The organism is Pseudomonas sp. GV071 (assembly GCF_003050835.1).
Taxonomy (GTDB): domain Bacteria; phylum Pseudomonadota; class Gammaproteobacteria; order Pseudomonadales; family Pseudomonadaceae; genus Aquipseudomonas.
Genome location: NZ_QAOJ01000004.1, coordinates 1 through 20,072 on the forward strand (window position 1 = coordinate 1; position 20,072 = coordinate 20,072).

Below are 20,072 nucleotides of genomic sequence, written 5' to 3' on the forward strand. Positions count from 1 at the left end.
TCAAGATGAAGCTAGGCGGACTCAGCCCTGTCGCATACAGAGCCAAGTCCGCCATGGCTTAATCAATAGCCGTCCAACTTTTGGGGCGCACTTCAGATCGCATGTCCTGTGGGAGGGGCTTTAGCCGCGAGTTTTTGATCATCAAGCCAGCACGTTGGCGCTGCAATTTATCGAGGCTGAAGCCTCTTCCACCATGAGATGCATCACCCTGTGGGAGAGACTTGAGCCTCGATTGCCTTTACTGGCTACCGAACATCGCCGTCCAGTAGATGCCCGCATCACTTTTCGGGTCCAGGGCATAGGCTGCGCCCAGTTCACGGTACTGCGGGTTCATCAGGTTGGCGCAGTGGCCGGGGCTGGCCAACCAACCATCGAGCACCTTGCGCGGGCTGTCATTGCCGGCGGCGATGTTCTCGCCAATCGCTTGCCCGGCATAACCGGCCAGTTCGGCGCGGTCGCCTGGGGTGCGGCCGTCGCGGTCTTTGTGGTCGAAGAAGTTGCCGTTGGCCATCGCCCGGCTATGGACTTCGGCGGCGCCAGCCAGGGTGTTGTTCCAGTTCAGTGGAGTAGCTGCAGCGTAGGATTGGCTGCCGCATTGGCGCGCCTGGGCACGGGCGCTGTTGATCATTTGCAGCAGTTGCTGGCCTTGGCTCTGCCAGTCGCCCATGCGCGCGGTGAGCATCGGCCGGGCCAGGGTGATGCGCCACAGGTCGCCTTCGCGGCGCACGCCGATGTCGACGAATTGCGGGTCGAGAATCACCCGACAAAAGCTTTCCTGCACCGCTTTCATCGCCGCAGCCGTATCTCGGGCGCCGGCTAGACTGATGGCCTGCACATTGACCATCGGGTAACCATTCTTGGCCAGCGCGGTTTGCAGGCCGCCAAAACTGTCCGATCGCAAACGCAGGCGCGGGTCGTCGGCCAGCGGCGGCAACTCCGGCGAGGCCTGGCCTTCGCAGCGCTGTACCTGGCCGCGGTAGGCGTTGATCGCTTGCACCAGCTGTGTCTCGTCATCGGCTAACACCGGCGTAACGGTGAGCACGGACAACGACAGCAACACCCCTGGCACAACGGTTGAACGAACGCGCATGTATCTCTCCCTTGATCGGCCCTTTGAACGAACGGCCCCCATGATCAGCGATTTAGTCCCGCTACTGGCAACGCCCCATGGCCATTTATGCGTCAGGCTTATAAGCGCATGCGGGTTTATATGGCTAATCAGAGCACGCAGGCGCGGGTAAGGTTCACCCATGCCACATTGCCATGCCACATAGCCGAAGTGTCGGCGAACACGGCGTCACGCGCCACCGGAGGATGAAATGAAAACACGCACACTCGGTACCAATGGTCTGCAAGTGTCTAGCATCGGCCTTGGCTGCATGGGTTTGAGCTTCGCCTACGGCCCTGCGACCAGCGAAGCGGACGGCGTTGCCTTGCTGCGTGCAGCGGTAGAACGCGGTGTCAGTTTTTTCGATACCGCCGAGGTGTACGGCCCCTTCACCAATGAAACCCTGCTTGGCCAGGCCTTGGCCCCCGTGCGCGACCAGGTGGTGATCGCCACCAAGTTCGGCTTCAGGAACGGCAACTCCACCGATGGCCTGGACAGCCGCCCGGCCTCGATTCGCGCTGTTGCCGAAGCCTCGCTCAAACGCCTGCAGACTGACCGCATCGACCTGTTCTACCAACACCGCGTCGACCCCGCTGTGCCGATCGAAGACGTCGCCGGCACCATCAAAGACCTGATTGCTGAAGGTAAGGTAAAGCACTTCGGCTTGTCCGAAGCCGGTGCCGACATCATCCGCCGCGCCCATGCCGTGCAACCCGTGGCGGCCCTGCAAAGTGAATATTCGCTGTGGTGGCGTGAGCCGGAAACCACCGTGCTACCGGTATTGCAGGAACTGGGCATCGGTTTTGTGCCGTTCAGCCCCCTGGGCCGCGGCTTTCTCACCGGCGCCATCGACGCCAGCACCACCTTTGACAAGGGCGACTTTCGCAACCAGTTGCCGCGCTTTGCCGAAGAAAACCGCACAGCCAACGCCGGCCTGATCGAGCTGCTCGGGCGTATCGCCACGGGCCTCGGCGCCAGCCGCGCCCAAGTGGCGCTGGCCTGGCTGCTGGCGCAACAGCCGTGGATCGTGCCGATTCCGGGCACCACCAAGCTGCACCGTCTGGAAGAAAACATCGGCGCCGCCGAGCTGCAACTGAGCGCCGCCGACCTGGCGGCCATTGATGCGGCATTGCAGCAGATCCAGGTGGTCGGCGAGCGTTACCCGGCCAGCGTGTCGCAAATGGTCAATCGCTAAGGCGGCTTGACCGCTCAAGCCGCTACAGTGAACCCTTTGATTCGGCGCCCACGTGGCGCCGCCCTGCTTTCCCGCTACCTGGAGGTTGTTCATGCTCACCATTGGTTATGCCGCCCAAACCGCCAAGTCGCCCCTGGCACCGTTCAACTTCGAACGCCGGGCGCTGCGCCCCAACGATGTCGCAATGGAAATTCTGTATTGCGGCGTGTGCCACTCCGACCTGCACCAGGCCCGCGATGACTGGGGTTTCAGCACCTTCCCGATAGTGCCCGGCCACGAGATTGTCGGCCGCGTGACCGAGATCGGCAGCGCGGTGAAACGCTACAAGGTCGGCGACGCGGTGGCAGTCGGCTGCATGGTCGACTCCTGCCAGGAATGCGACCAGTGCCGTAAAGGCGAAGAGCAACTGTGCCGTCAGGCCAACACCCAGACCTACAACAGCCGTGATCGCATCACCAAAGCCCCCACCTACGGCGGCTATTCCAAACACCTGGTGGTGCGCGAAGAGTTCGTGCTGCGCGTGCCGGACGCCCTCGACCTGGCCAAGGCGGCGCCGCTGCTGTGCGCCGGCATCACCACCTACTCGCCGCTACGCACCTGGAACGTCGGGCCCGGCAGCCGTGTCGGTGTGATCGGGCTGGGTGGTCTGGGCCATATGGCGGTAAAACTGGCCGCCGGCATGGGCGCGCAGGTGACGGTGCTCAGCCGCAGCCCGGATAAAGAAGCCGATGCCCTGGCGTTGGGCGCCGACAACCTGCTGGTGTCCTCCGACAAAGAGGCGATGAAAAAGGCCGCGTCGAGCTTCGACCTGATCATCGACACCGTGCCGGTGCGCCACGACGTGTCGCCGTACATGGCACTGCTGGATGTCGACGGCACCCTGGTGATCGTCGGCCAGATCGGCCCCATCGACCAACAGTTGACCCTGCCCTTCGTCCTCGGCCGTCGCCGTCTGGCTGGCTCCCCCATTGGTGGAATTGCCGAAACCCAGGAAATGCTCGACTTCTGCGCGCGGAAAAACATCCTGCCGGACTGCGAGATGATCCGCATGGACGAGATCAACGAAGCCTTCGAGCGCATGGAACGCTCGGATGTGCGCTATCGGTTTGTGATTGATATGGCGTCGTTGAGCTAGGGCTGTCGGGAGACCGTGTGGGGTGGGCCCGTTGGCCCACCCAGATGGTGCAACCCAATGGCATCGTTTTGTTGGGCTTCGCTTTGCTCAACCCAACCTACTCCCATACCCCTCTTTCACCGTAGGTTGGGTTGAGCCTTAGGCGAAGCCCGACACGGGTAACTTCAGCCTTTGCTGGCTATGCACGGCGAATAAAACAGATTCCCCCGATACGCCCCCGCCGCCGTCTTGCTCGCCACCAGCAGCCACATCAGCACCAGCAGCATCACCAAGCCGGTTCCCAACCAGGCAAAAAACGCCAGGTGCAGCACCGCCGCCAGTTTCAGGGTCGCCAGAGCGAAGACCCCGAGGGGAAAGGTAAAACCCCACCAGCCCAGGTTGAACGGAATACCCGCCTTGGCGTAGCGCGCGGTAATCAGCAGCGCCAGCAGCAGCCACCAGACACCCAGCCCCCAGAACAGCAGACCGGCAATCACCCCGATGCCCTGCGCCACCTCACCGACGCCGGCCAACCCCTGCGCGGCGAAGATCGCAGGTGCATGGCTGCCCAGCACCAGCATGCCCAGGGCACCGGTGCCGATCGGGCCGAGGGACAGCCAACTGGAGGCGGCCATGCTGTCGTGCGGCAGTTTGTGCAGCGCCATGCGCAGCAGCAGGATCACCAGAATGCTCAGTGCCACCGGCACCGAATAGGCCCACAACACGTAGCTGGTGACCAGCAGATGGAACTGTGCAGCGGCGTCCGACAGATGCGGCGCGAGCAAACCACCGGTTACCGCCGCGACTTCGGCGGCCACCACCGGCAGCAGCCAGACGGCGGTCATCTGCTCGATCTGGTGCGCCTGGCGGGTAAACATCAGGAACGGAATCAGCACCCCGCAGGCCAACGCCATGGCCACGTCCAGCCACCACAACGCCTCGGCCAGCGGCACCACGGCGACGCCCCAACGCGGCAGCCCGAACAGCAGCAGACCGTTGATCACAGTGGCCAGCCCCATGGGAATGGTGCCGAGAAACATCGACACCGTGGCATGGCCAAACACCTGCTTGGCCTCTTGGAAAAACAGCAACCAGCGGCAGGCATACAGCGCACTGAACAGCACGAACAGCACCACCGTCAGCAGCCACAACCCCTCCCCCAGTTGAAACACCCAGGGTCGCGCGCCCGGCACTTGGCCCAGGGCCAAGGCAAGAATGCCGGTGCCCATGGTGGCAGCGAACCAGTTGGGGGTGAACTGGCGAATGGCTTCCCGTGGGCTGGCCAACGCCGCCAGGGGACGGCGGCAGGTGTTCGGGGTTGTGCGCATGGTGAGGCTCCAACTTCACTCGATTGAGCCCAAGGCTACGGCGCGCCAATCAAGCAGACAAACGGGTAATATCGGTTTCACTTACCCATTTTTCAGGTAACCGATCATGAAACTCAGCCTGCGCCAGCTGCACCTCTTCTGCGCCATTACCGAACACGGCAGCACCACCAGTGCGGCAACGGCCGTGGCCTTGTCGCAATCGGCGGTGAGTGCGGCGCTGAACGAGTTGGAAAGTGCGCTGGCGACGCGCCTGTTCGACCGCGTCGGCAAACGCCTGGTGCTCAACGATAACGGCCGCGCCCTGCTTCCCCAGGCCAAACGCCTGCTCGAAGGCGCGCAGCAGATCGAAGCCGGCTTCGCCCACCCCGACGCCAGCCTGCCCACCCGCCTGCGCGTTGGCTGCAGCACCACCATCGGCAATCATGTGCTGCCGCACATTCTTGGCGGCTTGCACCACAGCGCGCCGCGGTTGCGGGTGGATGTGGACATGGGCAACAGCGCCGCCGTCGCCGCCAAGGTGGCCAATTTCGAGATCGACATGGGCCTGATCGAAGGGCCCTGCCATTTACCGGAGGTGGAGGCTCACCCGTGGTTGGTGGATGAGCTGGTGATCGTCTGTGGCCGCCGGCACCCGTTGGCCGACCAACGCGACACCCGCCTTGGCGACCTGCAAAACGCCCAGTGGCTGCTGCGCGAACCGGGCTCCGGCACTCGTGAAGTGGTGGAGCAATTGCTCCTGCGCCACCTGCATCAGCTCAGCGACACCTGCCAGATCGGCAGCTCGGAAGCGATCACCGCTACGCTCGTTCAGGGCATCGGCGTCAGCTGCCTGTCGCGCTGGGTGGTGGCGGACAAGCTGGCCAGCGGCGAGCTCTGCACCCTGGACGGCATTTTGCCGGCGCTTACCCGGCGTTTTTTCCTGATTCGCCACCGCGACAAATTTGTCTCCGCCAGCCTGCAACGCTTCTGGGCCAGTTGCAGCGAATTCTCTGCCAGTACCGGCTAAGCGCAGCGGTGCAAATCGCCATTCAATCTAAGCCCGCCCATGGCCTGAATTAGACTCACCTAACCCCACCATGCAGGAGAGCTCTATGCAGATAACCAGCACCAGCAGCAGCGCCCTCCCCCCGTCCACGCAAGTGATCAAAAAGGCTGGGGAAGCCGCGCAAGATCCGAACTCTCCCGTGACCCCGGAAGAGGTGAATACAGCCGTCGACCGCGGTGCTGATCGCGTCACCCTGAGCCAGCAAAGCGCTGATGCGAGCCAAGCGAACCGTCGCGAAGCCGCCTCCGAGGTGTACAGCAACAGCAGCCAGCAGAAGCAACTCGATATCTACCTGGCGGTAGCCACCGAGAGCGACGTTGACAGCGAACCCACCCCACTGGAGGTCGCCCGCGAGGTGAGCCAACAGCAGGACCGCCGTCAAGGCGACTATAGCGACAACTCAGGCCTGGCTTCGCCCGGGCAACTTCCGGCTTCATTGGAGCCGACTATCTCTGTACGGGCTTGAGGGTCAGTACAGAGTCGAACCAGGCCGCCGCAGGGCGGCCTTGTTTTGTCCAGAAACCATTCAATTGGGCTAAAAAAGCAACGTCCACTCTTTAACTGCCTCTACTCACACCCCTTCTCCGGCAAACCGCCAAACGCCCGCTGCAGCAGCTCGGTGGTGCGGCGGCTTTGCAGAATACTGGTGTGGTTTTCGTTGAGCAGGTACAGCCGAGTCGCTTCGTCCTGGGCGGCGTTGCGCAGTTCGCTGGCCAGGGGCACCACGCCGTCGTTGGGTTCTTCCAGCAGGCGGCTGTTACCGGTATAGGCAACCAGCATCCACTGCCGGATATGCGCGGGTAACGGCGTGGCAAACAACTGCTGCAGGTACGGGCTGCCCGGCGACATGTCCTTCCACACCGGCACTTCCATCGGCATCCGCTCCAGGCCGGTGGCCGCTGAAGGGTGACCGTCCCAGGGCGTGGCCAGGGTGATAAACAGGCACAGGTTGCGGCTGTCTTCTTCGTTCAACATCTGCAAGGCGCGCCGGGCCACCAGGCCGCCCATGCTGTGGGCCATGACATGAAAGCGCGGCGGGTTGAGGCGGCGCTGCACATCACGAATGCCCAGGCTGAGCATGTAGGCGCTGTTGTTCAGCGGTACGCCGCTGGGAAAATGGAACAGCAGCAACTGGAAGCGTTTGGTGTCCAGATTGGCCGCCAGTTCCTGCCAATTACGCGGCGAGGAGTTGATGCCGTGGACGAGAAAAATCGGTTCTTTCTTCGGGTCCCAAGGCGCCAGCAGGTAGAGGCCATAGCCGAGGTCACGCAGAAAGGTCAGCGGCTGCCAGGCACCCAATTCGATGCTGGCCTGGTCGAAGCGCGGGTCGTCGAAGCTCACCGGTTGCAAGTAGTTGCGCTGCAGGCGGGGCTGCTCGCGGTACAGCACCTCAAGGTTGAGGTCGACGGCCGGGGCGCTGGCCAGGTCGGTCGGCCGCAGATTGATCGGGTTGAGACGGCCGAGCTGTTCGCGGGTGGCGGCATCGGGCTGCACATGCAGCGTGGTGCTTTGCGCATTGGGCAGCCACTGGCGCGGCTCGTCGGCGTCGAGGGCAAAGTTGCCGTTGTGGTCATCGAACACCAGCAGTTGATAACGCCCGGGCGCCTCATTGAAGTAGAAGGTCTCGTGCAGCGCGGCAATCCGGTAGCGCAGCAGCTTGCCGTGCTCATCGAGCAACGCCACCAGGGCATCACGGCCCGACTCGGTACTCTCCAGCCGGCCGGCGATCAGCACCAGGTCTTGTTGGGCCTGCTGCATTTCTTGCTCCAGCTTGAACAACCCGCAGCCGCCGAGCGCGCTCAGCAGCAAAACCAGCAGCAAATACCTGGCAGCCATGACGGACGCCTCTTCCCTGACAGTGACCCGCTACAGCCTAGTGGGGAAATACCATTGTGCGAGGGCGATCAGCGGCATAAAAAAGCCATGGGCAACGCCGGTGCCTGCTGGCTATGATCGGAGCCCATGAACAGCGCCTTGCCCATTCGCCAACCTTGCCCGCCGGGCGCCTGCATTTGCGGCTTGGAGGAACTGCGCACGGCGCTGAATGCGGACCTGCGTATCGTGCGCTTAACGCGCCTGGAAGAACGCAAACTGCTCGAGCGCCTGGAGCGTGTCGCCAGCCTCGCCGACCTTGAGCACATGTGCCGGCGCATGGAAGAGCAGTTAGGCATTCGCCTGGAGATCGGCCCTGGTTTCAACGAAGTGCGCAGCATGCGCGGCATCAGCATTCAGGTGCTGGAACTGCCCGGGTTGTGCCGCAAAACCCGCCAGGCGATTCCCGCCGCCATTCGCCGCGGCCTGGAAAAAACCCCGCAAATTGCCTTCGACCTGCTCAACGCCAACGACCTGCTGCGCGACGCCTGAGTCTTCAAACACGCCGGCCCGATGGCGTCAGGGCGTTGCCCAGGGCCTCGAGCAAGGCGCTGACTTTGGGCAGGGTTTGCCGGCTTTTCAGCCACACCAGGTTCATCGGTAAACCATCCATCGCCAGCTGTGGCAGCACCTGCACCAGGGTGCCGGCTTGCAGGTGATCTTCGACCAGCCACAACGGTAACTGGGCGATGCCATGCCCGGCCACCAGAGCAATCACCTGCCCTTCGCCATCGCCCACTGCAATTCGCCCCGGCAACACGCGCCGCTCGCGGTCGCCTGCATGCTCGCCGGAAAACAGCCACGGGTTCACCCCGCCATCGCCGCGGCCGTAAACCACGCAGCTGTGCAGCGCCAGGTCCGCTTCGCTGTGCGGCTCGCCATGGCGTGCGAGGTAGCTGGGCGCGGCGCAGAAGATCAGTCGCTCGGCGCCCAGATAGCGGTGGCCCAGCGCCGCCGGCCAGACGTCCGAGCCGCCAATGCGCACAAGGATGTCGATACCCTCTTCCACCGGATCGACGAACCGGTCGGAAAAAGAGACATGGGGGTGCAGCAAGCCATGCTCCGCCACGCAGTCGAGAATCACCGGCAGCACATGCAAGCGGCCATAGGAGGCTGGCAGGTCGATACGCACCTTGCCGCAGGGCGCCCCATGTTGGGTGTGTAACGCCTGCTCGGCCTCTTCCAGCTCCGCCAGCACTGCCGTACAGGTGCGGTAAAAATCGCTGCCGGCTTCGGTGAGGGCCAGGCGCCGCGTGGTGCGCTGGAATAGGCGCGTGTTCAGGCGCGACTCGAGACGGGCGATCCCTTTGCTCACCGCCGAACTGGTGAGGTTCATCCGCTCGGCCGCTGCCGTGAAACTGCCGGCATCGGCTACGCAGACGAATACATCGATGCCCTTCAGTCGCTCAGAAGCAAACATGGCGCGCTCACATTAAGGAATTCAGTTCACAGCATTCTGGAGAAAGTAACGCAAATAGGACTGTGATTCGCCAATAAGCTTGCCACCTGATTTCTTACCGAGCAATTTGTCATGGCAACTTCCACCCTGACCGCCAGCGCCGCCGCTCCGCGCGTGGGCCTGTCGATTCTGATTCTGGCGATTGCCGGCTTCATTATTCTGACCACCGAGTTTCTGATTCTGGGTCTGCTCCCCGCCCTGGCCCGCGACCTGAACATTTCCATTCCGCTGGCGGGGCAACTGGTCACCCTGTTCGCCTTCACCGTGATGCTGTTCGGCCCGTTGCTGACCGCCAAGTTGGCGCACCTGCCGCGCAAACCGTTGTTTGTGTTTGTGCTGCTGGTGTTCGTGGTCGCCAATGCCCTGGCTGCTGCCGCCCCGAACATCTGGGTGCTGGCCTTGGCCAGATTTATGGCGGCACTGTTCCTGCCAGTGTTCTGGAGCACCGCCAGCGAAACTGCCGGGCAACTGGCGGGCCCCGGTAACTCTGGCAAGGCTGTGGCGCAGGTGTACATGGGCATTTCTGCGGCCTTTGTATTTGGTATTCCACTGGGCACCTTGGCGGCCGACGCGCTGGGCTGGCGCGGAAGCTTCTGGCTATTGGCAGGCGCCGCGTTGGTGATCGCCGTGCTGATCCATCTGCTGCTGCCGACCATGCCGGCCGCACCGAAGCAGGCCGCCGGAGAAAAGCAGACCGCTATTCTCAAACAGCCGCGTTTTCTCGCCCATGTGCTGCTCTCGACGCTGGCCTTCACCGCCATGTTCACCGCCTACACCTACCTGGCCGATACCCTCGAACGCCTGGCCGGCATTCCCTCCAGCCAGGTTGGCTGGTGGCTGATGGCATTCGGCGCGGTGGGCATGCTCGGCAATCACCTGGGCGGGCGCATGGTCGACCGCAATCCCTTGGCCGCCATGGTGCTGTTTCTGCTGATGCTCGCGGCCGGCATGTTGGCCAGTGTGCCCGCCGCCACCCATACCCTGTGGCTGGGCGTCGCGCTGACCGCTTGGGGCATCGCCCATACGGCCTTGTTCCCCATTTGCCAGGTGCGGGTGATGCAAGCGGGTGCCCGTGCACAGGCGTTAGCGGCGAGCATGAATATCTCCGCCGCCAATGCTGGAATTGGCTTGGGCGCGATCTTCGGTGGCTTGGGTATTCGCCATTTCGGCTTGGAAAGCCTTGGCCTGTTGGCCACGCTGGGCGCGGCAGCGGCCGTGGTTCTGGCGTTGCTGATGATGCGTCGCCCGGCGTGAGGTTTACGGCGGCCGGCTAGCCCGGCTCGCCTTCGCTGACATCCTTTTTGCGCGCTGCCTTGCGCACCGCCACCACATCGACGATCACCACCCCCATGCGCTTGAGCAAGGCGTCGAGAAAGTGGTGACCTTCCATGCTCGGCAAGGTGTCGCCCTCTTCTATTTCCTGGGCGATCACCGCGAACTTCACCGCCAACATGTTAGGCACCAGGCGCGTGGAAATGTACGCCGTGCGCGGGTTGCCGTAGCGGGTATAGAAAATCTTCGAGTCCACAGTTGCAGCTGTCCTTAAGCGAGCGTCCTGCTCTGCTACGTCTGAAGCCAGATGAAAACAACTCGCCCGACGGCCTGGGCGACGGGGGAAGATTAGCAGCAGATGTGTAGCAGCAAACAGCGGCGCGAAGTCGCGCTGCAAACCGATGTTTACGCCGCTTTTACTTCAACTTCAATTTTCAGCTTGGCGCCGGCCAACAGGTTCACCAGCGCGTCCAGAGAGAACTTGTCGACCTTGCCCTGGAGCAAGTCATTGAGCCTTGGCTGTGTCAGCTGCAGGCGCTCGGCGGCTTCCTTCTGGGTAACGCCCCACCCAGATACAGCACCTGCCAAGGCGCGGATCAAATGCGCGCGCAGACGCAGGTTTTCTGCCTCTTCCGGGCTGTCGGCCAAGGCGTCCCAGATACTCGCGTAGTGTTCACTGGTCATGGGTAAATCCTCGTCGTTCAAATGTGTATTGCCGCTAGAAGCAGCTTGCTCTACCCCAGTGACTTCAATCGGGCCCTCGCCAGATCGATATCGCGCCTCTGCGTCTTCTGCGTGGTCTTTCTGAACGCGTGCAAAACGTAGAGAGCCTCGGGTCGGTTGAGGACATAAAACACGCGAAACGCCCCTTCGTCACAGGCGACGCGAATCTCCTGCACGCCCGGCCCTATTTCTTTAATCGGTTTCCAGTCGCGTGCCTGGCCGCCATATTGCAATGTTTGCAACTGATAGCCGGCCTCCAATCGCGCGCCCGCCGGAAAGGCTTTGAGGTCGGTTCTGCTGCTGCCAACAAACGCGATCGGCTTCATCTCCTGATACAGCATGCACACTCCTTCGCCGATCAGTTCTCTCCCGTGCAGAAGCGAATAGACCAGCCAGAACAGAATATATCTATTTTGATATAAAACAACCTGATCATTCTGGCCTGAGCGATCACAGGTCGATGATGAGCAAGGTGCAGACATTCAGGCCTGAGGCGGGCGGCGTGTCTGCCAGTTACCACTGGGCAAACTATGGGAAAGGGGGCGCGGTTCAGACAGTCGGCTGACACGACAGGGACTTAGGCTGTTACTAACGGCGCCTCATGCGATTTGCATGGCCCTACTGCGCCGATCGTGCAATTTGCTAATGGCAGCATGATTGCAACCTCGCTGGAGGCCGCGATTTCTCTGAGGGGGTGCTTTTTCGCCAAGCTGGCACGTTGGCTGCTCTAGCTCCATCAACGATTAAAAACCCCGATGGAGCGGTGAAAATGAAATATCCAGTCAAGCATCTGTTCAATGCCTTCCCGACTTACGAAATCTCCTTTAGCCCGCGTCCGGATACGTCCGTGCTGCTGACCATGAAGAACGCCCGTGAGACCTTCACCAAGGTCATCGAGCCGGCGATGATTTTTAACGAGAAGATGGTCGGCCGCCTGATTCGTGAACTGCGTCGCGACATGAAGATTGCCAACGGTTCGTTGAGCCTGAACACCCAGCAAGGCGCGTTTCTGGCCAACCGTGCCAACGAAGCGGCGCACGCTCAGCGCCAGGAATACGCCGAGTTGCAATGGCGGCGCGCCTGAGCCACGACTTTTCTCGCCGGCGCTCTGGCGCTGCGCCTGTTCACGGACGAACTCCAGCTCAGGGATGAGCGCGATGTCGGTCCCGCTCTACCCTTCCCTTCTCGCCCTCTCCGACCCGAGAGCCGCCGCGCAATTGAACCTGAACTTAATTTTCAGGCCATGCTCTACGCGTTAGCGAGACAGTTAACAGCTGCCAAAACACGGTTTAGACGCGCCCTCTTAGCGCAGCGCTTTACCGAATTCGCAGCATGCTGTATCTCGTCATAGCCACGCACTACAGTGAAGGCAGCCCGCTAGCGCAGGCCGTTCACGCCACTACCCCCACCTAATTAAAAGAACAGCCACCTACAGGAGTTCCAGCATGGCCGCACTGGGTCAACACGCCGTTTCGAAAGTTAAAAGCGCCGAGCCTCAACTGTTGCAAGAGTGGATCGCCGCACTGCAAACATCGGGTGCCACGCGCAACCTGAAAGACGATGAGCTGAAAGCCGAGACCAAAGAATTCCTCAAGCTGATCACCTCCGCGTTGGAGAACGGTGCCGGTACCGCGATTGGCACCGCGCAGTGGGAAGACACCCGCCAGTTCCTCGAACGCCTGTCGCGCAGCCGCGCGCAGTTGGGTCAGGACTCCAGCCAGACCGCCAACTTCATCTTCGCCCTCAAAGGCCCATTCTTCTCCTTGCTGCAACAAGAATTCAGCGACCAGCCGCAGCTGCTGGCCGAACAACTGCTGCAAGCTTCCGAGCTGTTCGATGCCCTGGGTCTGCACACCATCCGCACTTACCAGGCATCCCGGGAAGCGGTGATCCGTCGCCAGCAGGAAGAATTGCTGGAGCTTTCTACCCCGGTGGTCAAGCTGTGGGACGGCGTGTTGGCACTGCCCATGATCGGCACCCTCGACTCGCAACGCACCCAGGTGGTGATGGAGTCGCTGCTGCAGCGCATCGTCGACACCGGCTCGGAAATCGCCATCATCGACATCACCGGTGTGCCCACCGTCGACACACTGGTGGCGCAGCACCTGCTGAAAACCGTGACCGCGATTCGCCTGATGGGCGCCGACTGCATCATCAGCGGCGTGCGTCCGCAAATTGCGCAAACCATCGTGCACCTGGGGCTGGACCTGCAGGGTGTGATTACCAAGGCCAACCTGGCCGATGCGCTGGCTTTGGCGCTACGCCGTCTGGGCACCACCGTGACCAAGGCGCAGTGATATGGAGCGCATCCCCATTCTGCAGATGGGCCAATTCCTGCTGGTCACCATTCAGGTGGACATGCACGACCAACTGGCCCTGACCCTGCAAGACGATCTCTCCGAACGCATCAGCGCCACCTCGGCGCGCGGTGTACTGATCGATATCTCGGCGCTGGACATGGTCGACTCGTTTATCGGCCGCATGATCGGCACCATCTCCGGCCTGTCGCGGATCATGGACGCCGAAACCGTGGTGGTCGGCTTGCAACCAGCGGTGGCGATCACCTTGGTGGAACTGGGCCTCACCTTGCCGGGCGTGAGCACCGCACTGAACGTTGAGCGCGGCATGAAACTGCTGCGCGAACGAGTAGCAGCGCAATGACCGTGCGCAGTAGCGGTAGCCAACCGGTACGCGTGGAACAGGACGTGGTCATGGCTCGACAGCTGTCGCGCAAGCTCGCCCAGGAATGCGGCATGCGCCTGATCGATTTGACCAAGCTGGTCACTGCCGTCAGTGAGCTGGCACGTAACACCATGGTGTATGGCGGTGGCGGCGACATGGACTGGCAAGTGATCGAAGACAACGGCCGTACCGGCTTGCGCATTACCTTCCGTGATGAAGGTCCGGGCATCCCCGACATCAAGCTGGCGATGACCGATGGCTGGACCTCCGGCGGCGGCTTGGGCCTGGGTTTGACCGGCGCCAAGCGTCTGGTAGACGAATTCGAACTGGACACCGCACCGGGTGCCGGCACGCGTGTGACGATTACCCGATGGACCTGAACCTATCCAGCTCACTCACCCAGGTGCTAGCGGTCGACGATGACAGCCAGGTGGGCCATGCCCGCCGTGTGGTGCAGAAACTCGCGCAGGACCATGGTTTCGACAGCAACGACGCCGGCCGCGCGGCCCTGGTAACCACCGAGCTGACCAGCAACCTGCTCAAGCATGCCGGCCGCGGCGAGCTGCACGTGCGTGTGCTGCCCTACGGTTCGGTCAGCGGCCTGGAGTTGGTAGCGGTCGACCGGGGACCAGGTTTTAACCTGCAGGATTGCCTGGCTGATGGTTTTTCCACCGGTGGCACCCAAGGCATTGGCATGGGCGCGGTGGACAGGCAATCCGACGTTTTCGACGTGTTTGCCGATCACCGCGGTGCCGTGTTGATGGCGCGCCTGTATCCGCGCGGCAGCCAGACCGCCGACCTGCGTTTCGGCATCAGCCAGCATTCGCTGCATGACGACCCGGCGTGCGGCGACTCTTGGCACCTGGTGGTCAATGGCAAGAATGTCAGCGCGCTGGTAATAGACGGCCTCGGCCATGGTGAAGCGGCAGAAGAAGCTTCCCGCGCCGGCGAGCAAGCGTTTGCCAACGCGCCGTTTGCCAGCCCGACCGTGGTGATCGACGACCTGCACCGCGCCATGTGCGGCACACGCGGCGGTGCGGGGGCGGTGGCGCAGTTCAATGCCGAATCCGGGCACCTGCAATTTGCCGGCATCGGCAACATCGGCGCCACGCTGATTACCGCGGACAAAAGCCGCGGCCTGGCGTCCCACCCTGGCATTCTCGGCGGCCAGTTCCGCAAGGCCCAGGCGTTCGATTTCCCCGAGTCGTCGGGGCAGTTGCTGGTGATGTACAGCGACGGTTTGCAGTCGCGCTGGAACCTCGGCGACTATCCCGGCCTGGCGCACCGCCACCCGGCCGTGATCGCCGCCGTGTTGCACCGCGACTTCTGCCGTGGGCGTGATGATGTAACCATATTGGTCGTTCCCCTGGAGGCAGCCAATGGCTGACAGCGATAACCAGGCCTTGCAAGCTGCCCTGGCCGAAAATGAAGCGCTGCGTGCCGAACTGGATGAAACCAATCAGGGCGTGCTGGCGCTGTATGCCGAGTTGGATATTCAGGCTGAAGAACTGCGCCAGGCGTCCGATCTGAAAAGCCGCTTTCTCTCCTACATGAGCCACGAATTTCGTACGCCACTGGGCTCGATCCTGAGCATTACCAGCCTGCTCGGCGACGAACTCGACGGCCCCTTGAGCCCCGAACAGCACAAACAGGTCGGCTTTATCCGAACCTCGGCCAGTGAGCTCAGCGACATGGTCGACGATCTGCTGGACCTGGCAAAGATCGAGGCCGGGCGCATCACCATTTCGCCGGCCTGGTTCGACATGCTCGACCTGTTCTCGGCCCTGCGCGGTATGTTCAGGCCCATTGTCGAGGGCGGCACGGTTGATCTGATCTTTGCAGAACCCGTGAATATGCCGCGGCTGTATACCGATGACAAAAAGCTCGCGCAGATTCTGCGCAACTTCATTTCCAACTCGCTGAAGTTCACCCAGCGCGGCGAAGTGCGGGTGTCGGCGCGCCTGGAAAGTGACAACGAAGTCCGCTTCGCGGTCAGTGACACCGGTATTGGTATACCCGCGGAGATGCATGGCGCACTGTTCGAAGACTTCTCTCAGGTAGACTCGCCGCTGCAAAAACGTTTGCGCGGTACCGGCCTCGGGCTGTCGTTGTGCAAACGTTTTGCCGAGCTGCTCGGCGGGCGGGTCGGGGTGGAAAGCGAACCCGGCGTAGGTTCGACCTTTTACGTGATCATTCCTTTTGCCTTAGGCCAGGACCAACCCGATGAAGACTGACATTCATCTGCTGATCGTCGACGACAACGTAGCGACCCGCTACGCCCTGCGTCGGCGCTTCGAGCAGCAGGGTTATGTCATTGATGAAGCGGGCACCGGCGAGGAAGGGCTGGCGCTGATCGCGGTCAACGAGTACGACGCGCTGATTCTCGATGTGAACTTGCCGGACATGACCGGCTTCGACATCGTCCGCCAACTGCGCCAGCAACCGCGCACCGCCCTGGTACCCGTGGTGCATGTGTCGGCCGCCTCGATTCAGCCACAGGACATCATTACCGGCCTTGAAACGGGCGCCGACGCCTACCTGACCCATCCTATCGATCCCGAAGTATTGATGGCCACCCTGCGCACGTTGTTGCGGGTGCGCGACAGTGAAAACGCCCTGCGCGAAAGCGAGGCGCGCTTTCGCGAGATCTTCCAGTACGTGTCGGCGCCCATCGCGGTGATCGACGAGCACCTGAAAGTAATCGAAAGCAACCAGGCATTTGCCGAGTTGCTGCAAGGCTGCACCCAGGACGAGCGTTTGCTGCAGTGCATTGCCCCGGAGCAGAACGAGCGCCTGATCCAACTGCGCGCGGCGCTGCTGGCCGGCGAGCGCTGGAGTGGCAGCCTCAACCTGCTGCTGGGCGGCGAAGAGCGCGAAACCGAATGGCAGACCTCGCCCTATCGTTTGCCGGGGCATAGCCTGGTGTTCGTCGAGGACGTGACCGAACACCGGGTCCGCGACCGCTCGCAGCGCAACCAATTGGACAAAGCCCATACCCGTATCGCCCAGGAAGTGGCCGAGCGCGAGCGCACCGAAGAGCAGTTGCTGCAGGCGCAGAAAATGGACGCCCTGGGCAAGCTCACCGGCGGCATCGCCCACGACTTCAACAACATGCTGACCGGCATCATCGCCGCCATTGAGCTGATGAAACGCCGCGTCGAAGACCAGCGCTACGACACCCTGATGCGTTACGCCGATGCCGCCCTGAGCTCGGCCAACAGCGCCGCCGCCCTCACCCATCGCCTGCTCGCCTTTGCCCGCCAGCAGCCGCTGGACACGCGGCCGATCAACATCAATGAACACGTGTTGTCGTTAGAAGAGTTGTTGCGACGCACCATCAGCGAACGCATCTCCCTGACCCTGGAGCTGACCTCCGGCACTTCGGTGGCGATGGTCGATCCGTTCCAGTTCGAAAGTTCGCTGCTCAACCTGATCATCAATGCCCGCGATGCGTTGCCCAATGGCGGCAGCATCCGCATTGCCACCTATGCCACGGTGGTGGCGGGCAATCCCAAGGTCGACGACGGCACCTATATAGCCCTGTCGGTGCGCGACGATGGCGTGGGCATCGACGAGGCGGTGATAGGCAAAGTATTCGACCCGTTCTTCAGTACCAAACCGGTCGGCCAGGGCACCGGCCTGGGACTGTCGAGTATTTATGGTTTTGCCCGTCAGTCTGGCGGCGACGTGAGCATTCGCAGCGTGATCAACAAGGGCACCGAGGTGGTGTTGCTGTTGCCGGCGGGCCAGGAGCAGCCGGCCAGCAGCGCGGCCGCTCAAGACGTGCCGCACGATGGCACGGGCGAACATGTGCTGATCGTGGAGGACATGGTCTCGGTCAGTGCCCTGGTCGCGGAAATTCTCAGTGATGCGGGGTACCGCTCCACCCAGGTGTATGACGCGGAGGGGGCAGTGCATGCGTTGAAGAACGATGCGTCGATTGATCTGTTGCTGACGGATATCGGCCTGCCGCGGATGGATGGGCGGGATCTGGCGGCGTTGGCGCGGACCATGCGTTCGAGTTTGCCGGTGCTGTATGTGTCGGGGTATGCGGAGAATGCGCTGGATCGGCAGGATCTGGTGGGGACAGGGATGGATATGTTGAGTAAGCCGTTTAACAGCAGTGAGTTGCTGGAGCGGATTCGGGTGTTATTGGATGGCGGGCCCGCACGCTGAGCCCAGCTGTATGCACGGGGCTTTTGTAGGCTGTGCTTCGCGCACCAGCTTTTGCTCTGAAGGCTTCGGCGATCTTCTTTACCGCGTGTGCTGAGCGTTTAGTTTCGCGCCTTACGCGCGCCTTACTTTTTGCCAGTCGCCCGGAATGCCGCCCAGCTAAAAAATAAGCAAAAAACGCCTCGGCCCTACCTCGGCCCTACGCTGCGCTTGGGGTCCCCTCGACTCCATCGTCGCTCCGGGGGCCGGGTGACGCTGGATTTGGCGCGTTAAGCGGGCAACATGAATCGACAATGTCGATAATTCTGCGCCCATAAAAAAGCCGCCCACAGGAGGCGGCAAATAAAACCAAAGGTTGATGAAGGGAGCAAGGCACTGAATTAGTCTCTGAATTCAGTACCTTGGAGATTCATCGCGGCCAAGGGTAACTCCGCAGCGTTGAAATAGACCATCAATACTGTCGATAGTAAAAATTGAAATAAGCAGTTTTACCGATGGTTCCTGAAGGCGTATTTATCCCAGCCACTGCATAGGCTGGGAATTCCTATAGCCAATAACGTCCCGCATATGGTCAGCCGTCTCGCTACGCTGACTGTCGAATCGGCCGTGCAGTCTCCTGCCACACCAAAAACCTGATACGGGGAGCACCTATGTTCAATCGCACACGCATCGCGCTGGCCTGCGCGCTGGCTTCGCTGAGCGTTTCGCCGGCTTTCGCCAGTGAACAATCTGACGCCAAGGGTTTCGTTGAAGACAGCAGCCTCAACGTTCTGCTGCGCAACGCTTACTTCAACCGTGACTACAAGAACCACACCAATGACGCCAAGGTCTGGGGCCAGGGCTTCATCGGTACCTTCGAGTCCGGTTTCACCCAAGGCACTGTTGGCTTTGGCGTCGATGCCTATGGCCTGCTGGGCATCAAGCTGGACAGCGGCCGTGGCCGTAACTACGGCGCGTTCTTTGACACCGATAGCGATGGCCATCCGGTAGACGACACGTCCGAAGCCGGTGGTGTGGTGAAGCTGCGCATTTCCAACACCGTGCTGCGCTACGGCAACCAGTTCCCGTCGCTCCCTGTGCTGGCTTATGACGACTCGCGTCTGCTGCCGCAGTCCTTCACCGGCACCCTGGTGACCAGCAAGGAAATCGAAGGCCTGGAACTCAACGCCGGCCGCTTCACCGCCGACAGCCCGATGGGCGATTCCTCGCGCGACCCGAACCGTCTGAAGAGCATCGACGTGATCGGCGGTACCTACGCCATCAACGACGCCCTGAGCGTGGCGGCGTACCACTCCGATGTCGAAGACACCTTCAAGAAGTACTACGGCAACGTCAACTTCACCCAGCCGTTGAGCGACAACCAGGCGTTGAACTTCGACTTCAACATCTACCGCACTGACTACGATGACAACTCGCAGGCGGCGCTGGATTTCGGCGGTGACGGCAACAACGACAGCAACACCCTGTGGAGCCTGGCAGCCAAGTACAGCGTAGGCGCCCATGCCTTCATCGTTGCCCACCAGCGCAGCAGCGGCGACGCTGGCTATGCATACGACTACGGCGACGGCGGCAGCACCATTTACGTGGCCAACTCCTACTACTCCGACTTCAACCTCAAGGATGAAGAGTCCTGGCAGGTCAGCTACGAGTTGGACTTCACCGAGTACGGCGTACCGGGTCTGAGCTACAAAACCGCTTATGTTCGCGGCAGCAACATCGATGCCGGCGGCGAGCAGGATGGCACCGAGCGCGAGTTCTTCAACCAGGTGAAATACGTGGTGCAGGACGGTTCGCTCAAAGATCTGTCGCTGAAACTGCGTAACTCGATCTACCGCGCTGACCGCGATGTGGGCCCGAACCTCAACGAGATCCGCGCCTTCGTCGAATACCCGTTGGAAATCTTCTAAGTAGAACGCCGCTAAACAACCGACGCCGGGGCAACCCGGCCCGAGGTTGGCATGACACGGGGCGAGTACGGCGAAAGCGGTGCTCGCCCCGTTTGCATTGGGCTGCCTGAGCACATCGGTGCAATGCGCCCACCGCGCGCCGCGCCACTATCGCGCTTTGTCACTGGGCACTTCGCCCGCACCGACCGAGGCTT

At 61.8% G+C, this 20,072-nt stretch carries 21 protein-coding genes; 14 read left to right on the forward strand and 7 right to left on the reverse strand.

All coding sequences use genetic code 11. The features are described from left to right. Positions 1 to 238: 238 nt before the first annotated feature. Positions 239 to 1,090 (reverse strand): CAP domain-containing protein, encoded by an 852-nt coding sequence (locus C8K61_RS08655; RefSeq protein ID WP_108095844.1) that lies wholly within the window; start codon positions 1,088 to 1,090, stop codon positions 239 to 241. Between the two features lie 229 nt (positions 1,091 to 1,319). On the opposite strand from C8K61_RS08655, the gene C8K61_RS08660 reads away from it, so the two are divergent. Together C8K61_RS08660 and C8K61_RS08665 are read left to right on the forward strand one after the other, a co-directional pair. After that, positions 1,320 to 2,303 (forward strand): aldo/keto reductase, encoded by a 984-nt coding sequence (locus tag C8K61_RS08660; RefSeq protein WP_108095845.1) that lies wholly within the window; start codon positions 1,320 to 1,322, stop codon positions 2,301 to 2,303. A gap of 91 nt (positions 2,304 to 2,394) precedes the next feature. Next, positions 2,395 to 3,438 (forward strand): NAD(P)-dependent alcohol dehydrogenase, encoded by a 1,044-nt coding sequence (locus tag C8K61_RS08665; protein ID WP_108095846.1) that lies wholly within the window; start codon positions 2,395 to 2,397, stop codon positions 3,436 to 3,438. A 164-nt stretch (positions 3,439 to 3,602) separates the two neighbouring features. Here C8K61_RS08665 and C8K61_RS08670 read toward each other — a convergent pair whose 3' ends face one another. Continuing rightward, the gene (locus C8K61_RS08670; RefSeq protein WP_108095847.1) at positions 3,603 to 4,745 is read right to left on the reverse strand and encodes a TDT family transporter; all 1,143 of its coding nucleotides are present in this window, start codon (positions 4,743 to 4,745) and stop codon (positions 3,603 to 3,605) included. A 106-nt stretch (positions 4,746 to 4,851) separates the two neighbouring features. Here C8K61_RS08670 and C8K61_RS08675 point away from each other — a divergent pair, with 106 nt between their 5' ends. Further along, positions 4,852 to 5,751, forward strand: a complete 900-nt coding sequence (locus C8K61_RS08675) for a LysR family transcriptional regulator (protein WP_108095848.1) — start codon at positions 4,852 to 4,854, stop codon at positions 5,749 to 5,751. Between the two features lie 85 nt (positions 5,752 to 5,836). Then, positions 5,837 to 6,256 (forward strand): hypothetical protein, encoded by a 420-nt coding sequence (locus tag C8K61_RS08680; protein ID WP_108095849.1) that lies wholly within the window; start codon positions 5,837 to 5,839, stop codon positions 6,254 to 6,256. Between the two features lie 101 nt (positions 6,257 to 6,357). Here C8K61_RS08680 and C8K61_RS08685 read toward each other — a convergent pair whose 3' ends face one another. Beyond that, positions 6,358 to 7,626 carry an alpha/beta fold hydrolase gene (locus C8K61_RS08685; RefSeq protein ID WP_108095850.1) on the reverse strand — a complete coding sequence of 423 codons (1,269 nt, stop codon included), beginning with the start codon at positions 7,624 to 7,626 and terminating at the stop codon, positions 6,358 to 6,360. 126 nt (positions 7,627 to 7,752) lie between these two features. Between C8K61_RS08685 and C8K61_RS08690 the strand changes: the two genes are divergently transcribed. Beyond that, the gene (locus C8K61_RS08690; protein WP_178086439.1) at positions 7,753 to 8,154 is read left to right on the forward strand and encodes a hypothetical protein; all 402 of its coding nucleotides are present in this window, start codon (positions 7,753 to 7,755) and stop codon (positions 8,152 to 8,154) included. 4 nt (positions 8,155 to 8,158) lie between these two features. On the opposite strand, the gene C8K61_RS08695 is transcribed toward C8K61_RS08690, so the two are convergent. Then, positions 8,159 to 9,082, reverse strand: a complete 924-nt coding sequence (locus C8K61_RS08695) for a LysR family transcriptional regulator (RefSeq protein ID WP_108095851.1) — start codon at positions 9,080 to 9,082, stop codon at positions 8,159 to 8,161. Positions 9,083 to 9,193: 111 nt separating this feature from the next. On the opposite strand from C8K61_RS08695, the gene C8K61_RS08700 reads away from it, so the two are divergent. Next, the gene (locus C8K61_RS08700; RefSeq protein ID WP_108095852.1) at positions 9,194 to 10,375 is read left to right on the forward strand and encodes an MFS transporter; all 1,182 of its coding nucleotides are present in this window, start codon (positions 9,194 to 9,196) and stop codon (positions 10,373 to 10,375) included. A gap of 16 nt (positions 10,376 to 10,391) precedes the next feature. Here C8K61_RS08700 and C8K61_RS08705 read toward each other — a convergent pair whose 3' ends face one another. The 3 genes from C8K61_RS08705 to C8K61_RS08715 all read right to left on the reverse strand — a co-directional run bounded on the left by C8K61_RS08705 (position 10,392) and on the right by C8K61_RS08715 (position 11,457). Beyond that, a complete protein-coding gene (locus tag C8K61_RS08705; protein ID WP_108095853.1) occupies positions 10,392 to 10,649 on the reverse strand; it encodes a hypothetical protein in 258 nt (85 codons plus the stop codon). A 149-nt stretch (positions 10,650 to 10,798) separates the two neighbouring features. Next, entirely contained in the window at positions 10,799 to 11,077 is a 279-nt protein-coding gene (locus C8K61_RS08710) for a helix-turn-helix domain-containing protein (RefSeq protein WP_108095854.1), read from the reverse strand. A gap of 50 nt (positions 11,078 to 11,127) precedes the next feature. Beyond that, positions 11,128 to 11,457 carry a type II toxin-antitoxin system RelE/ParE family toxin gene (locus C8K61_RS08715; protein ID WP_108095855.1) on the reverse strand — a complete coding sequence of 110 codons (330 nt, stop codon included), beginning with the start codon at positions 11,455 to 11,457 and terminating at the stop codon, positions 11,128 to 11,130. 428 nt (positions 11,458 to 11,885) lie between these two features. Between C8K61_RS08715 and C8K61_RS08720 the strand changes: the two genes are divergently transcribed. From C8K61_RS08720 to C8K61_RS08755, 8 genes are all read left to right on the forward strand, one after another. Next, positions 11,886 to 12,200, forward strand: a complete 315-nt coding sequence (locus tag C8K61_RS08720) for a DUF3509 domain-containing protein (RefSeq protein WP_108095856.1) — start codon at positions 11,886 to 11,888, stop codon at positions 12,198 to 12,200. 361 nt (positions 12,201 to 12,561) lie between these two features. After that, complete coding sequence (locus C8K61_RS08725) at positions 12,562 to 13,413, forward strand: STAS domain-containing protein (RefSeq protein WP_108095857.1); 852 nt, start codon at positions 12,562 to 12,564, stop codon at positions 13,411 to 13,413. A 1-nt stretch (position 13,414) separates the two neighbouring features. After that, a complete protein-coding gene (locus C8K61_RS08730; protein WP_108095858.1) occupies positions 13,415 to 13,777 on the forward strand; it encodes an STAS domain-containing protein in 363 nt (120 codons plus the stop codon). Beyond that, positions 13,774 to 14,178, forward strand: a complete 405-nt coding sequence (locus tag C8K61_RS08735; RefSeq protein WP_108095859.1) for an anti-sigma regulatory factor — start codon at positions 13,774 to 13,776, stop codon at positions 14,176 to 14,178. The genes C8K61_RS08730 and C8K61_RS08735 overlap by 4 nt, the downstream gene beginning before the upstream one ends. Further along, positions 14,169 to 15,185, forward strand: a complete 1,017-nt coding sequence (locus C8K61_RS08740; protein WP_371919978.1) for an ATP-binding protein — start codon at positions 14,169 to 14,171, stop codon at positions 15,183 to 15,185. The genes C8K61_RS08735 and C8K61_RS08740 overlap by 10 nt, the downstream gene beginning before the upstream one ends. After that, on the forward strand, positions 15,178 to 16,032 hold the full coding sequence (locus C8K61_RS08745) for a sensor histidine kinase KdpD (RefSeq protein WP_108095860.1): 855 nt from the start codon (positions 15,178 to 15,180) through the stop codon (positions 16,030 to 16,032). Before C8K61_RS08740 ends, C8K61_RS08745 begins: the two co-directional genes overlap by 8 nt. Then, the gene (locus tag C8K61_RS08750; RefSeq protein ID WP_108095861.1) at positions 16,022 to 17,974 is read left to right on the forward strand and encodes a response regulator; all 1,953 of its coding nucleotides are present in this window, start codon (positions 16,022 to 16,024) and stop codon (positions 17,972 to 17,974) included. The genes C8K61_RS08745 and C8K61_RS08750 overlap by 11 nt, the downstream gene beginning before the upstream one ends. A 647-nt stretch (positions 17,975 to 18,621) precedes the next feature. Next, positions 18,622 to 19,878, forward strand: coding sequence for an OprD family porin (locus C8K61_RS08755; RefSeq protein WP_108095862.1), 1,257 nt, complete (start codon positions 18,622 to 18,624; stop codon positions 19,876 to 19,878). The last annotated feature ends 194 nt before the right edge of the window (positions 19,879 to 20,072 follow it).

What these genes read in the sequence shown, in the direction of transcription:
- C8K61_RS08655 (WP_108095844.1), bottom strand. Translation starts at nt 1,090, where the DNA reads ATGCGCGTTCGTTCAACCGTTGTGCCAGGGGTGTTGCTGTCGTTGTCC.
- C8K61_RS08660 (WP_108095845.1), top strand. Translation starts at nt 1,320, where the DNA reads ATGAAAACACGCACACTCGGTACCAATGGTCTGCAAGTGTCTAGCATC.
- C8K61_RS08665 (WP_108095846.1), top strand. Translation starts at nt 2,395, where the DNA reads ATGCTCACCATTGGTTATGCCGCCCAAACCGCCAAGTCGCCCCTGGCA.
- C8K61_RS08670 (WP_108095847.1), bottom strand. Translation starts at nt 4,745, where the DNA reads ATGCGCACAACCCCGAACACCTGCCGCCGTCCCCTGGCGGCGTTGGCC.
- C8K61_RS08675 (WP_108095848.1), top strand. Translation starts at nt 4,852, where the DNA reads ATGAAACTCAGCCTGCGCCAGCTGCACCTCTTCTGCGCCATTACCGAA.
- C8K61_RS08680 (WP_108095849.1), top strand. Translation starts at nt 5,837, where the DNA reads ATGCAGATAACCAGCACCAGCAGCAGCGCCCTCCCCCCGTCCACGCAA.
- C8K61_RS08685 (WP_108095850.1), bottom strand. Translation starts at nt 7,626, where the DNA reads ATGGCTGCCAGGTATTTGCTGCTGGTTTTGCTGCTGAGCGCGCTCGGC.
- C8K61_RS08690 (WP_178086439.1), top strand. Translation starts at nt 7,753, where the DNA reads ATGAACAGCGCCTTGCCCATTCGCCAACCTTGCCCGCCGGGCGCCTGC.
- C8K61_RS08695 (WP_108095851.1), bottom strand. Translation starts at nt 9,082, where the DNA reads ATGTTTGCTTCTGAGCGACTGAAGGGCATCGATGTATTCGTCTGCGTA.
- C8K61_RS08700 (WP_108095852.1), top strand. Translation starts at nt 9,194, where the DNA reads ATGGCAACTTCCACCCTGACCGCCAGCGCCGCCGCTCCGCGCGTGGGC.
- C8K61_RS08710 (WP_108095854.1), bottom strand. Translation starts at nt 11,077, where the DNA reads ATGACCAGTGAACACTACGCGAGTATCTGGGACGCCTTGGCCGACAGC.
- C8K61_RS08715 (WP_108095855.1), bottom strand. Translation starts at nt 11,457, where the DNA reads ATGCTGTATCAGGAGATGAAGCCGATCGCGTTTGTTGGCAGCAGCAGA.
- C8K61_RS08720 (WP_108095856.1), top strand. Translation starts at nt 11,886, where the DNA reads ATGAAATATCCAGTCAAGCATCTGTTCAATGCCTTCCCGACTTACGAA.
- C8K61_RS08725 (WP_108095857.1), top strand. Translation starts at nt 12,562, where the DNA reads ATGGCCGCACTGGGTCAACACGCCGTTTCGAAAGTTAAAAGCGCCGAG.
- C8K61_RS08730 (WP_108095858.1), top strand. Translation starts at nt 13,415, where the DNA reads ATGGAGCGCATCCCCATTCTGCAGATGGGCCAATTCCTGCTGGTCACC.
- C8K61_RS08735 (WP_108095859.1), top strand. Translation starts at nt 13,774, where the DNA reads ATGACCGTGCGCAGTAGCGGTAGCCAACCGGTACGCGTGGAACAGGAC.
- C8K61_RS08740 (WP_371919978.1), top strand. Translation starts at nt 14,169, where the DNA reads ATGGACCTGAACCTATCCAGCTCACTCACCCAGGTGCTAGCGGTCGAC.
- C8K61_RS08745 (WP_108095860.1), top strand. Translation starts at nt 15,178, where the DNA reads ATGGCTGACAGCGATAACCAGGCCTTGCAAGCTGCCCTGGCCGAAAAT.
- C8K61_RS08750 (WP_108095861.1), top strand. Translation starts at nt 16,022, where the DNA reads ATGAAGACTGACATTCATCTGCTGATCGTCGACGACAACGTAGCGACC.
- C8K61_RS08755 (WP_108095862.1), top strand. Translation starts at nt 18,622, where the DNA reads ATGTTCAATCGCACACGCATCGCGCTGGCCTGCGCGCTGGCTTCGCTG.